General features: G+C 43.5%; 10 protein-coding genes. 7 read left to right on the top strand and 3 right to left on the bottom strand.

Going from position 1 to position 12,545, the window contains the following annotated elements; genetic code table 11:
• Nucleotides 1-196: 196 nt before the first annotated feature.
• The 5 genes from H7F31_RS01190 (at nucleotide 197) to H7F31_RS01170 (ending at nucleotide 7,116) form a co-directional block, all read left to right on the top strand.
• Nucleotides 197-1,750: a helix-turn-helix domain-containing protein gene (locus H7F31_RS01190; RefSeq protein ID WP_261800263.1), complete on the top strand. Its 1,554-nt coding sequence runs from the start codon at nucleotides 197-199 to the stop codon at nucleotides 1,748-1,750.
• 34 nt (nucleotides 1,751-1,784) lie between these two features.
• Complete coding sequence (locus tag H7F31_RS01185; protein WP_261800262.1) at nucleotides 1,785-3,566, top strand: cache domain-containing sensor histidine kinase; 1,782 nt, start codon at nucleotides 1,785-1,787, stop codon at nucleotides 3,564-3,566.
• A 157-nt stretch (nucleotides 3,567-3,723) separates the two neighbouring features.
• Nucleotides 3,724-4,638: an ABC transporter permease gene (locus tag H7F31_RS01180; RefSeq protein ID WP_087571389.1), complete on the top strand. Its 915-nt coding sequence runs from the start codon at nucleotides 3,724-3,726 to the stop codon at nucleotides 4,636-4,638.
• Nucleotides 4,632-5,492 (top strand): carbohydrate ABC transporter permease, encoded by an 861-nt coding sequence (locus H7F31_RS01175; RefSeq protein WP_187102652.1) that lies wholly within the window; start codon nucleotides 4,632-4,634, stop codon nucleotides 5,490-5,492. Before H7F31_RS01180 ends, H7F31_RS01175 begins: the two co-directional genes overlap by 7 nt.
• Nucleotides 5,493-5,559: 67 nt before the next feature.
• A complete protein-coding gene (locus H7F31_RS01170) occupies nucleotides 5,560-7,116 on the top strand; it encodes an extracellular solute-binding protein (protein ID WP_397373664.1) in 1,557 nt (518 codons plus the stop codon).
• A 75-nt stretch (nucleotides 7,117-7,191) separates the two neighbouring features.
• Here H7F31_RS01170 and H7F31_RS01165 read toward each other — a convergent pair whose 3' ends face one another.
• Nucleotides 7,192-7,995 (bottom strand): AraC family transcriptional regulator, encoded by an 804-nt coding sequence (locus H7F31_RS01165; protein ID WP_261800260.1) that lies wholly within the window; start codon nucleotides 7,993-7,995, stop codon nucleotides 7,192-7,194.
• A 114-nt stretch (nucleotides 7,996-8,109) separates the two neighbouring features.
• Here H7F31_RS01165 and H7F31_RS01160 point away from each other — a divergent pair, with 114 nt between their 5' ends.
• Nucleotides 8,110-8,913 (top strand): phytanoyl-CoA dioxygenase family protein, encoded by an 804-nt coding sequence (locus H7F31_RS01160; RefSeq protein ID WP_187102651.1) that lies wholly within the window; start codon nucleotides 8,110-8,112, stop codon nucleotides 8,911-8,913.
• Nucleotides 8,914-8,977: 64 nt separating this feature from the next.
• On the opposite strand, the gene H7F31_RS01155 is transcribed toward H7F31_RS01160, so the two are convergent.
• Entirely contained in the window at nucleotides 8,978-9,247 is a 270-nt protein-coding gene (locus H7F31_RS01155) for a hypothetical protein (protein WP_187102650.1), read from the bottom strand.
• Nucleotides 9,244-10,425 (bottom strand): DUF4062 domain-containing protein, encoded by a 1,182-nt coding sequence (locus H7F31_RS01150; RefSeq protein WP_187102649.1) that lies wholly within the window; start codon nucleotides 10,423-10,425, stop codon nucleotides 9,244-9,246. Before H7F31_RS01150 ends, H7F31_RS01155 begins: the two co-directional genes overlap by 4 nt.
• A 175-nt stretch (nucleotides 10,426-10,600) precedes the next feature.
• On the opposite strand from H7F31_RS01150, the gene H7F31_RS01145 reads away from it, so the two are divergent.
• Nucleotides 10,601-12,472: a leucine-rich repeat domain-containing protein gene (locus H7F31_RS01145; RefSeq protein WP_187102648.1), complete on the top strand. Its 1,872-nt coding sequence runs from the start codon at nucleotides 10,601-10,603 to the stop codon at nucleotides 12,470-12,472.
• Nucleotides 12,473-12,545 lie beyond the last annotated feature (73 nt).

Here is a 12,545-nt window from a genome sequence, read left to right as displayed (position 1 = left end):
GGAATGCTGCAAGTGAATGATGACGAGTCTTTCGTGTGATGTTCAAGTAGATGCATAGACAAGCTACCGGCAAGCTTCCAGGTAGCTTGTTTTTTTGTTGAAAATCGATTGATTGTCGGGCACAGGGGCATAAGCTATAATATTCGATACTATGATTGCGCTTACAGGAAATGAAGGATCAGGAGAGGATGGTTCTATGTCATTTATGTCCATGAGGCCCTTAAATGTTTTAATTGTCGATGATGAGTTGCCATTAAGACAGGAGCTTCGGATGTTTCCGTGGGAGGATTGCGACGCTGTACTTATTGGGGAAGCTAGCAATGGAGAAGAGGCGTTAAGGATTTGCGAGACTTTTGTCCCGGATGTTGTCATTACAGATATAACAATGCCGGTTATGGATGGAATCATACTTATACGCGAACTAAAAAAGAGATACCCAATTGTACAAATTATTTTGCTGACATGTCATAGTGAATTTCATTATGCACAGGAGGCGCTCCGCATAGGCGCTCTTGAATATATGTTGAAGGCTACTATTGATGAGCAGGAAATGAAACGAGCTTTGGATAAAGTTAGGCAAGCTGTCGCAAAAGAACGAAAGTCTCTGGATAATGAAAAATCCGAGTTAAGACAACTGCAAGCCGCGCTTTTCGAAAAGCTGCTCCAAGGCCATCCATTGCATTACGCAGATTGGAGCGCAATTCGGTTAGATGGCCAGACTACCTATGTGTTGGTTCACTTTATGTTTGATGCGCCGGATTCTGTGTTTTTAGCAGCTCAACCACAAATGGAACAAATGTTTTCTGACATGGAGAGTTCTGATTCAAATTGTATAACATGGTTAACCGTACGCAAGCAAGAGTATTTTGTGATGATGACGTTATCCGGAAAGGAAATTACGCCTCTCTTACCTTCTATTGAGGCACGAGTACAACAACTAGTATCTTTAATGACTGATGGGGCTTCTTTAGTTGATGATAAGCATCGTATTCAAGTTGTTATTAGCGAGTTTTTTGCTTCGAGCGACGAGCTCGTCCAATCGGTCGAAAATACTACGCTGTGGAGAGAAGCATTATTCTACGATCGTGTAGAAGATAACCTTGTCTACTACGGTCATCCGCAGCCATTACAAGCTATGACAGAGATGCATATTAAGGAAATGACCGAGATGCTTAGAAAAGCTGCTTGGAATTCGGAGTCGCTAGTGGAGTGCATGAAGAATGCGTTTTTCGAATGGTGTATGTTTCTGCGGGTTCAACCAGAACAGTTAAAGCAATATTTAATAGGCTGGCTCGTTGAGTGGATCAATCAGCAAGGAGGAGGGGAACTGCTTCTTTTGAATATAACGTCCATGCTGGAAGTCAAAAGCTTATCTCAGCTTATTGACATAGTATGCAGGAGAATCATAGAGATCGAGAATGGGAAAACACATTCGCGTCATGAAATTCGATTAGCGCTTCAGTGGATAAAAGACAATATGAAGCAACCAATATCCCTTCCAATTATTGCCGAGCAGGTTGGTTTAAGTCCGCAATATGTCAGTCGATTGTTTCGCGAAGAAACAGGGACCTCGGTGACGCAATATATTACGCAAATGCGAATGGAGAAGGCTGTAGAGCTTCTTAAACAAACGAATATGAAAGTGTATGAAATCGCTGAAGAGGTTGGCATTCCCAGCTATAGGTACTTTACAGTCATGTTCCGTAATTGGACAGGGGTTTCTCCGACTGACTATAAGCGCAAAGTATAAAGTTCATTCCTAAAAAACAAGTTCGGGGGAGAGAATGATGCTGAGGCTGTTACGCTGGTATGGTAGCTTGGGCTTAGCTACGAAGCAGTTCATTTATATGTTTATTGTGACTTTAACCCTCTTTATGCTGCTGGCATGGAGAAATTTGCATGAATCCGAGAGCTTGCTCCGTAATCAAATGATTAATGACGCCGAGCTGTTGGTGAGTCGAACGAACCAATATATAGATGCCAGTCTGGACAATGTGGAAAACATTTTATTGCTTCTATCAACCCAGTCTGAGTTGCTTGAGGAGAATAACGAAGAAAAAGCTCTTGAGACACTGCGGACCTTTGCTTCTAGAAATAATACAATAGCCAAATCACTATATATGATTAGAACGGATGGCAAGGTATATGCTAGCTCACAGGTTTTTTACGACATAATAGGCAATCCTCATTTGCAGGAGCTTTACGAGCTTGCGTTGCAAAATTATGGCGGAATAAATGTCAGTGAGCCGTATTACTCTCCTTTGTCTGGACACACGCTGGCTTATGTTCTCCCAATATTGGATGCCCAAACAAAATTTAAAGGCGTTGTAGTAGCGGAAGTGGATTTGGAAATGTTATCCATGCAAATTACACCCAAGAACAATCAATCCTATGTGCTGTTTACGAAGGATGGAAATGTTATTAATCGACTGGGAATTAGCGATAAATTGCTGCCCTATCAACATGCGACCTACCCGCCAGTATTACAGTCGGAATTTCAGGAGCAGCTTGTTTCTCTTAAGTTGGGGGTAAGCAGCATCCTGTTGGATGATATGAAGTCATTAGTTGCTGTGAAATCGACCTCGAATCGATTAGGCTGGTCATTAGCGGCTTTTATCGAGGAGGATTATTTCTACAAGGATTTGCAAAGGTTAAATGACAACTACAGAACGGCAAGTTTCATTTGGATTATCATATTGCTGATTAGCGCCTATTTAATGAGCCGTTCCTTTACGATGCCTATTCGCAGATTTGTTGAGAGGATGGATAGGCTCAACGATTTGCAGGTCGTAACGAAGCTGCCGGTAACGAGAAGAGATGAGATTGGAAGGTTAATGCTAAGCTATAATGCCATGCTGGAGAGAATTCAAGTTTTACTTAAAAAAACGAAGTCAGCGGAAGAATCGAAGAAGGGATACGAGCTTAAAATGCTGCGCAGCCAGATCGCTCCTCATTTTCTGTACAATACGCTCGGTTGTATTAGCAGCTTGGCGAAGCAGCAAAGGATCGATGAGGTTCGCGAGACGATTCGATCTTTAATCAAGCTGCTTAGCTTCAGCTTCGATAGGCAATCTGAGTTTGTTCCAATTGAGGAGGAGCTCGAATGTCTACGTATGTATATGTATATTCAACAAATTAGATATGGGGATCAGTATCAATACGAGATTCATTGCGAGGAGAGCCTTTTACAATACCGTATTTTAAAGCTAACGCTTCAACCTTTAGTAGAAAATGCTTTATTCCATGGACTTACGCCGAAAAATGGCGGCCACATTCTAATTAAAGGAAGGCTGGAAAAGGGAGTTGTCAGATTTTATGTTTGTGATAATGGAGTCGGTATTTCGAGTGATGAAGTGAAGAAGCTGTTAGATGATTCAAATGAACATGAACGATCACGATTTAGATTTACAGGGATTGGTCTGCGAAATGTACATGAGAGAATTCAAATTCACTATGGCGAGCAGTATGGCATGCGTATAAGAAGTGTTAAAGGAAAAGGAACCATTATCCGATTAGACATACCGCTGCTAAGTGAGAATGAAGAAAATCTGGGCATTTGGGATTAACTAAATTCAAACATTTTTACTGATTTTATGTATATCGGTGTTCCCTGTAAAAAAACTATACTTAATTCATAAAATGAAAACGCATACATGAAGGAGGGAAGCAATGGAAGCCAAATCCGGTTTTAAACAATCCCCGCGGGCGCAGCTTGTTCCACTAATGAAATTGCAATCCATGATGCGAGTCATCTGGCGTTTCCGGGCATTCTACATCATGTTGCTCCCTGGCGTCATTTACTTTATTATTTTCCGATATCTTCCGATGTATGGCGTCATAATCGCTTTTAAGGACTATGCAATTATGGAAGGAATAACGGGAAGTCCGTGGATAAACCCATGGTACAAACATTTTCAAACTTTTTATCAATCCCCCTATTTCAGTCAATTGTTAAGCAATACTTTATTAATCAGCATTTACAAGCTTGTTTGGGGCACTTTGCCTCCCATAATTATGGCAATCTTATTGAATGAGTGTCGTGTGCGTTGGTTGAAATCAATTGTACAGACATTGACTTACATGCCGCATTTTTTATCATGGGTCATTATTTTCGGAATTTTATTAACGTTGTTTTCGCAAAATGGCGGATTAATCAATCGTTGGATTGTAGAAGCGGGCGGAACCTCTATCCCGTTTTTAACATCAACCGATTACTTCCGAAGTATTCTTGTCGGCTCAGAGGTATGGCAAAATTTGGGTTGGGGGGCGATTATCTATTTGGCGGCAATGTCCGGAATCGACCCTACGCTTTATGAGGCCGCCAAAGTGGATGGCGCAAATCGTCTTCGTATGATCTGGCATATAACGTTGCCTGGAATTCGAAGCATTATCGTTCTTCTCTTTATTCTTAAGCTCGGCCATTTACTTGATGCGGGCTTCGATCAAATTTATATTTTATACAATATTCAAGTGTATCCCGTCGCGGATATTCTCGATACATGGGTGTACCGTACTGGTTTACAGCAATTGAACTTTAGTCTGGCTTCGGCAGTCGGTTTGTTTAAGTCGGTCATTGGATTAGTCCTTGTCGTTATCGCTAATCAGATCGCGAAGAAATGGGGTGAAGCAATTTGGTAAAGAGGCTGGATGACAAGCTTTTTGATTCATTCGTATATCTCATACTCATTATTTGCGGGCTGGCGGCCATTCTACCGATTTTGTATGTCATATCCGTATCGATAACCCCATTTGGCGAAGTGCTTCGCAACGGAGGCTTTATATTATTTCCGAGAGAAATTACATTTACGGCTTATCGAACATTGCTTACAGAATCCAATATTCCGCAAGCTTTCAAAATAACGATATGGATCACTGTAGTAGGGACGGCTGTTAATATCATTTTAACCAGCTTAATGGCCTATCCTTTATCACGAAGAAATTTGCCTGCAAGAAACTTTTTTCTTCTGATGATTGTTTTCACCTTATTATTCAGCGGAGGTATAATCCCCACATACTTGGTAGTCAAATCCGTTGGTTTGTTGGATTCGATTTGGGCCATGATTCTTCCTAATGCGGTGTGGAGCTTTAATGTGCTTATTATGAAAAGCTTTTTTGAGGGATTACCCGAGGAACTGTTCGAATCCGCAAGAATGGATGGAGCCAAGGAGTTTCGTATTCTGATTCAGATTGTGACGCCGCTATCTATACCGGTATTGCTAACTGTAGGCCTGTTCTATTTAGTCGGGCATTGGAATGAATTTTTCCAAGCTATCTTCTACGTGACGGATCGTACGTTGTTCCCGCTGCAGGTTATCGTTAGAGAATTATTAATGCAAAGCCAACAGCCGCTTGAGAACGCAGAGAATATGATGCCGACGCAGACCATGCAGATGGCTGCGGTAATGATTGCAAGCGTGCCCGTTATTGTCATATATCCTTTCCTCCAGAAGCACTTTACAAAAGGAATGCTGCTCGGATCTATCAAAGGTTGATTTAGGCTGCATAGATAACTGGCCAGCTATGCGCGCCTATTCAATATACACATTAAAGATAGGGGATATGAAAATGAGAAAAGGTTTATCCATTCTTTTATCCATAACACTTCTAATTGTGATGCTCGCTGCGTGCTCGGGAGGGAGTAATTCGAACAAGAATACAGGAACCGCGCCTACAAATACGGAGAAGCCTAGTGCTCCAGCCTCAGCAGCGCCAACTGAAGCAAGCAATAAAACGATCAAGCTTGAAATTATCGAAACCGGAAATAATCTGCCGGCCCCGGACAAAGACAGTATCAAACAAGAACTGGACAAAGCATTAAATATCGATTTGAATTTAACGGTATATCCTTCAGGAGACGATTATACGAATCAATTAAACGTTCGTATGGCGTCGGGTAATTTTCCGGATTTGTTTATGTTGAGCCGTCAACAGCTGCTTCAATTCTCGAAACAAGGACTCCTGCTTGATTTGACGCCATACATGGATCAGTTAAAGAAAACAATTGATTTCATTGGAGAAGAAACGGTTAAGAAGGGAATGGTTGACGGGAAAGTATATGCTATCTCGAAATCGCCCCAAATCCCTTACAACACCTATTGGATTCGCAAGGATTGGTTGGATACATTAAAATTAGAAGTTCCAACAACGATTGAAGAGCTGGCAAAAGTTGCGGAAGCATTTACTAAAAATGATCCTGACGGCAATAGTAAACAAGACACTTTCGGTCTAACCGGAGGGAAATTAAGCGCCTTTGCACCCGTGTTCGGAGCATTCGGCGTTGGATCCCCAGGAAACTTTTATGTTAAGGATGGATCAGTATTAAATGCTTTGTACGATCCGGCAATGAAAGATGCTTTGGCGTTTATCAAACAAATGATCTCTTCTGGATCTGTTGACCCTGAACTATTGGCTAACACCGGATTGCAGCATCAGGAGAAATCCATTAAAGGCCAAGCCGGCATCGTACACATCGATTGGCCTAATATGACAAAGGAACAATTCGTAGAGCAAATTAAGACTGTAAATCCAAATGCCGAGTGGCTGCAAATAGAAGCACCGGTTGGACCTGGAGGACAAAACGACTCTTCATGGGATATAGGGGCCACTGCGGGTAGATTTGCTATTCCGAAAGCGATCGAGAAGGACCCTGAGAAGCTGCAGCGAGTTTTTGATCTGTTGAACTATATTTCGGATCCTGACGGAGGATCGCTTCTTGTCCAATTCGGGGTGAAAGACACTCATTTCACATTAGAAGACGGCACGCTGAAAATGACGGATAAAGCGGGCGAGGTAGGACACTCTTGGCTCTACCAATTTACTGGAAGGCCGGAGATGGAATATTTGCAAGCGAAGTTCGCGCTTCAGTCGGAATCGATAAAATTTGCCAATGACCAGAAGCGTATTGAGGCGTTAAACGGGTTTATTGATATTCCTGAAGGTTTTAACGCGGCAGATGCCGATCGATTTATCGAAGAAGAAATCGCAAAATTTGTTTATGACAAGCGTCCTCTAACAGAGTATGAAGATTTCCTCAAAACATTAGAGACATCGATGAATTATACATTGTTATTAGATAGCGCTAAAGCGCAACTCAATCAGCTAGGCTACGGCAGCTAACGAATTGAACTAGAAAGACAAGCGGAGGTATTCATATTCTGCTTGTCTTCTTCTAATTCTAAGAATTTAGTTTGACTATACTTGATAAGTTTTACGGTAAGCCGAGGGGTTAATGGCAAATTGTTTCTTAAAGCTTTTGCTCAAATGATGCTCGTCGGCGAAGCCGCAATGCTCCGAGATTTGTTCAAGAGTGAGCGACGAATTAATCAGTAGTTTCTTCACTTTATCCATCCTAAGATTCGTTGCGTAGGCATTAGGCGAAATTCGAAATTCCTGCTTGAATAGCCTTGTTAACTGTACCTGACTAATTCCTATTTCATATGCAATTGATTTTAACGATACACCGAATTCGGCATTCTGCTTAATCTTATGGACTACAAGCTGGAGAAGCGGGTCCTCGGTAAACAGTTGATTTAAGTTTTGATCGTATAGCTCTATTTGCAACGTATAAAGTAAATCTCGCAGCAAATGTTTTTTATAAGGAAGAACTACATTCGAATTTAAGTAACCAGCTTCGCGTAATTGTGCAATTGTGGATACTAATCTTTTATTATTCATTAGGCGGAGCTTACCTGTATAAGGAAATGCGAGAGGGTCTAAATCCACCTCATAAGCAGCAGTAAGCCAATGAAAACCGATTAGATGAAAAGAGAGTCCATCAGTAGCGCGATAGAAGGTTAAGCCAGGGGGACAGAGCACCATATCGCCTTGAACGGCATTGCCGCTTTGCTCTCCCAGCCTATATTCAAAGCCGCCGGACTCGACAATAAATAAGGCCCAATGATCATAAGTATCATGTGTTTTTTGAAATTGCACAGCATCTTTAATATACACATGATAAATTAAATTCGGCTCTTGAAACTGATCGCGCTCCACCATTGGCTGGCCCCCTTGAGCATTGAAATTATATACAAGAAAATTATTTATTTTATCCATTATAACAGGAAATACAATCAAATATAATGAAACTAATTACAAGTGGGAGGCGAGGAAATGAGTATCAAACAGCTTGACATCAAAGGGTTAATGAATCAATTTAACGAGAAGGGTTATTTGGTTATACCAAGCGTTCTGTCACAGGAGAAGGTTGCTCGCTTGAATTCCGTCATCGATACAATCATCGAGAATGAGCCGGAGTCGCTAGCTTATAATATTTATAATAGCGTCGAGCTTCATCCAGAAATAGCTTCGTTAATCGATGAGCCAACCATTCTCCCCTTGATTGTTAATTTGCTAGGCTATAATATCCAACTTCATATATCACATCTGACAATTCGAAAACCAAATCCAAATGACGTGCAAACAACATCCCAGAGCTTTATCGACTGGCATCAGGACGGACCCAATCCAAAGTTTCCGGTTATAGAAAGGCTGACCGCGACTTACTACATCAAAGCCTGCTATATATTGAGTGATATGTCGGAGCCTAATCGAGGCAATACAAAAGTAATTCCGGGCAGCCATAAAAAGCCGTATGACCCCAATCACAGGGATGTGCGTCAACAGCTGGACGGTGAGGAGCAAGTATGCGGAAAACCGGGAGATGTGTTTATATTTGCCCAAAATTTATGGCATGCGGGTTCGCCCAACACATCGGAATATACGAGAAGACAGCTGTTCTTAGGCTACAGCCCAATATGGATGAGACCTATAGACTATCATGTTGCTTCAGAGGAGCTTCTTAAGGATGCTGATCCTATTCGCCGCCAGTTGCTTGGTCAAATAAGTGATAATAAATTTAAATACTACGTTCCCGAGGAATCCATGGTACCACTCAAGTCATTCATGCTTAACTGAATGTAAAATGGCCCTCCCTGGATTCCAGGCGAGGGCCATTGTATTAGGCGTGCGGATTGAGCCGTTAACCTTCTACGGTCAGACCGGTCAACGTATTGTTAAGCTCATTCAAGCGTTGATGCTTATGATGGATGATGTTGTCCGTATAACGAGTGGTCGGGACGAACAGCAAGGTGTCCTTGCCGATGGCGGACATGCCGTTTCTCTGCATATGCAGGACGGTTCCTTGTTTGTTGACGGCGATGACGGTTTTATCAGGGGACAGGGCGTTGGCAGTTGTTTGGGCATGCCATCCGTCTTGCGCGGCCGGCAAGCGAGTCGGTTTTTTGCTCATTTCTGTAACCCCCCTATAAGAGAATTCAATAATTCGATGATCATTCCGTTAGCGTGTGTGTTCAGTATACCATTAATGATATCATCCGTGTAGTCGGCGTACAGCTGCGAGCTCCAGGCGGTATCCTCCGGGAAATGGTACGAGATCACGTATTCCCCCAGCTTGTAAGTCAGATAGAATAGCCGCCTCGACTCCCAATAAAACAACCCCGGTACACCGTCCTGCAGGTTATTGTACGTATAGGATACAAATGAGCTGGGGTCGCCTACCTCGAAGTCGTAATTCCCGTTCGTGTCTCCTGCGTAGTACTGCACCGTCAGCGAGTTCCCTTCGTGATGAAACAAGCAGATGGCGGAGCAGGCTTTGACGCTCCCGATGCTTCCGTTAACCGGGCCGGCCGTAATCTCCGAGCGTGTAAGCATGCGGATGGAACGGTTTAGCAGCCGGCGCCCTTCCAGCAATTCGCTGATTCGGACATGGTCCGATACGACTTGTTTCGCGAACGAAGTGAAATCCCCGAAGGCGAGGGCGAGCTGGGAGCTTTCCTCGTACAACGATCTTTTCGGAAGAAGCTGAAGTCCTTGCTGGAGCAGATCGCTTAGATAGGATGCCCATGGAACCGTATGTCCCCACGAGAGCTTCTCGACATAATGGCCTTTGACCATGACGATATCATGCAGCAGCACCCAGACATAGGTATCGATTTGATGTTTGGACGGGATGCCGGACGCCGGATTTTTCTCCGACTCCATCTCCAGGAAATCCACGACCTCGTTATTGTGCGGCATTCTACCCTGGGAAAGTTTAAACTCTTCGATGTATTTGGCGATGATCCATCTGAATTTGAAGTAGGCATCCATGATCGTGCTTTCGCAATAAAGCATCATCATCTTGCTGTCGGAGACGGCTCGCAAATATTCCAGATGGGTAACCGTATAACCGTTCGACGTCATGGAGCCGCCCTTGGTATGGATAAACAGGCAGTACAAGTCGCATTCGCTGACCTTTTTCAAGCAATGATCAACGCCTGTCTGGAAATTCGGCCATGGGCCGAAGTTCTTTTCGAACATCTGAGGATCGTGTCCCAATCTCGACAATTCCTCAAATGCACCTATCCGAAGATGCGTGATGGCATCTTGAGCAACAGAGCTAATGAAAATTTTGGATGATGTGGGCACGAATTGGTTCTCCTTGTTAAAAAAAGTAGTTTGTCCCATCATATCATAGATTGAGCGCGGGAAAAACGAGAATAGACGCTTGAAATCCGCATCTAATTCCTGAAACTATTGGAATTTCGGCTCCGTAATAATAAACTTGATTTAAAGTAACGTCTTCAAGATTGGAGGGCCGCGGGTGAATGTGATCAAACTGAATTGTCCGAATTGCAACGGGAAGATCGAATATAAGGAAGGGCAGATCTATAAATGCCTATTTTGCGATGCGGAGTTATTGTTGAAGGAAAACAACGTGTACTATGTGGACCAAACGATTAATCATTATTACGGGACGGCTCCTTCCTCCGGAGCTGCCCGCCCCGGCACGAATCTAAGGAAGCTATGGATCATGCCCATTATGCTCATCGGGTTAATAGCCGGCTATTTTTTCTTGAACGGCAATCCGGCGGAGCAAAGCGGCGCAACAACATCCACGGTCCGAACCATGCCGGAAAGCGAAGTGCTTCTTTTCTTTTTGAGGGATGTGTTTGATAAAGGCGATGCGATGCCTACGGAGGAAGAAATCGCGAAGATCCGTTATTTGTCGGTTCGCCATGATGAAGAAGACCGGTGGCGGTTCACCTATAGCATGGACGATCCGTTCACCAACGGGCAGGCTGAATTCATCGACTACGCGATTCACGACAAGCTATTGAATACGCAAAGGATCGAGCAAAAGGACTTCGAGGCTTTTAGCGGACTAGCCGAGTTGAATCTGATGAACGAGTACGAGGTTTCGCAAGGAACGGATGTAGGTTTCCGCCATCTGCAAGGAATAAAGGCATATGCCGGCGGCTTTAATGAATCCTTTCGGCGAATCGCGAACTACTTTGGCGATAACTCCCAAATCGTAAAACTCTCGACGCAAATTCGAAGCAACGAAGAATTGGCCCTATTATTAAAGTTTCCGAAGCTGCAAACGCTCGAAATTTCTTACGTCGACGAAACCGTTACGGATTTCCACTTGCTGAATCAGCTTCCGTTGCAATCCTTATCTTTGACGGCGGTCGATCATTTGGGATGGTTGTCCTCGCTGACCGGTTTGAAATCCTTGTCCGTAAACTATAGCAAGGAGACGGATTTCAGCGCGTTGTATTCGCTGAGTCAATTGCAGGAACTAAAGCTGTCGATGGTGGAAAATTTAAAAACGATCGATTTTATGCAAAACATGCCTAACTTGCAATCGCTTGATCTTGATTATGTTCCTATCACGAATTTAGAACGCCTTAGGGATAAAACGTCATTGACGAGCCTGCGATTAACGTCTCCGCACAAGCTGGAGTCGGTTGAAGCCGTTAATAGTTTGACTTCGCTGACCGAGCTGTCCTTAACGGGTTATCACGGCGCGAAATCGCCGATCTCTTTGCCGAATTTGAAGAAGGCCGAACTGCAAAGCAAGCTCCTATTGGAATTAACCGCGCCTGTTTTGCAATCGTTAACGGTTGATCTATTCAGCGAAGACCTGGATGGAGCGGATTTGGCGAAATACCCGCGTTTGGAACAGCTTTCGTTAAAGGAGAGCGGGAATTTCACAGGTATTCCATCGTTAAATCGACTGACGGATCTGCGCACGTTGCATTTCAACGAGACCTATTTCTTTGAGGAAACAAGCGCGTTATTCCAATTGCAGCATGTAAAGGCGATTACCTGCACGGAATGCAGTTTTCAATTCGATGATCAGGAATCCTTTGCCAATAACACGCTAGAGCATTTAACGTTGAATCAGCCGTCCTTTCGCATAGGCAATGGCGACTGGTTGAACGATGCGGAGAACGTGATGCATTATTTCGCGGATATGGCGGCTTTGCGATCCTTTACCATGCAGGACGATTCCATTCAAACGCTGGATTTCATGAAGGACTGGGAACGAATAGAGGTGCTTCATTTGGAGAATAACGCCATCTCCAATGTAGAGCCTCTAGCGCATCTGCCCCATCTGCAGAAAGTATATCTTTTGGGCAATCAAGCGCAGAACAAGTCGGTTCTGGATAAAGGAATCCTGATTTATTAATGTTGATGAAGCAGACTGCCGAAATTTTGTTGCCATTCCATAATCGTCACGTATGATTATCGGCAGAGATGCT

Origin of the sequence: Paenibacillus sp. PAMC21692 (assembly GCF_014303795.1) — a bacterium.
GTDB classification, from domain to species: Bacteria; Bacillota; Bacilli; order Paenibacillales; family Paenibacillaceae; genus Pristimantibacillus; species Pristimantibacillus agaridevorans.
Note: the sequence above shows the minus strand (reverse complement) of the source record. Positions and strands in the feature narration are given on the sequence as shown.

Bases quoted from the DNA above. Each gene is read 5' to 3' on its own strand.
- H7F31_RS01190 (WP_261800263.1), top strand. From the start codon at position 197: ATGTCATTTATGTCCATGAGGCCCTTAAATGTTTTAATTGTCGATGAT.
- H7F31_RS01185 (WP_261800262.1), top strand. From the start codon at position 1,785: ATGATGCTGAGGCTGTTACGCTGGTATGGTAGCTTGGGCTTAGCTACG.
- H7F31_RS01180 (WP_087571389.1), top strand. From the start codon at position 3,724: ATGAAATTGCAATCCATGATGCGAGTCATCTGGCGTTTCCGGGCATTC.
- H7F31_RS01170 (WP_397373664.1), top strand. From the start codon at position 5,560: ATGAAAATGAGAAAAGGTTTATCCATTCTTTTATCCATAACACTTCTA.
- H7F31_RS01165 (WP_261800260.1), bottom strand. From the start codon at position 7,995: ATGGTGGAGCGCGATCAGTTTCAAGAGCCGAATTTAATTTATCATGTG.
- H7F31_RS01160 (WP_187102651.1), top strand. From the start codon at position 8,110: ATGAGTATCAAACAGCTTGACATCAAAGGGTTAATGAATCAATTTAAC.
- H7F31_RS01155 (WP_187102650.1), bottom strand. From the start codon at position 9,247: ATGAGCAAAAAACCGACTCGCTTGCCGGCCGCGCAAGACGGATGGCAT.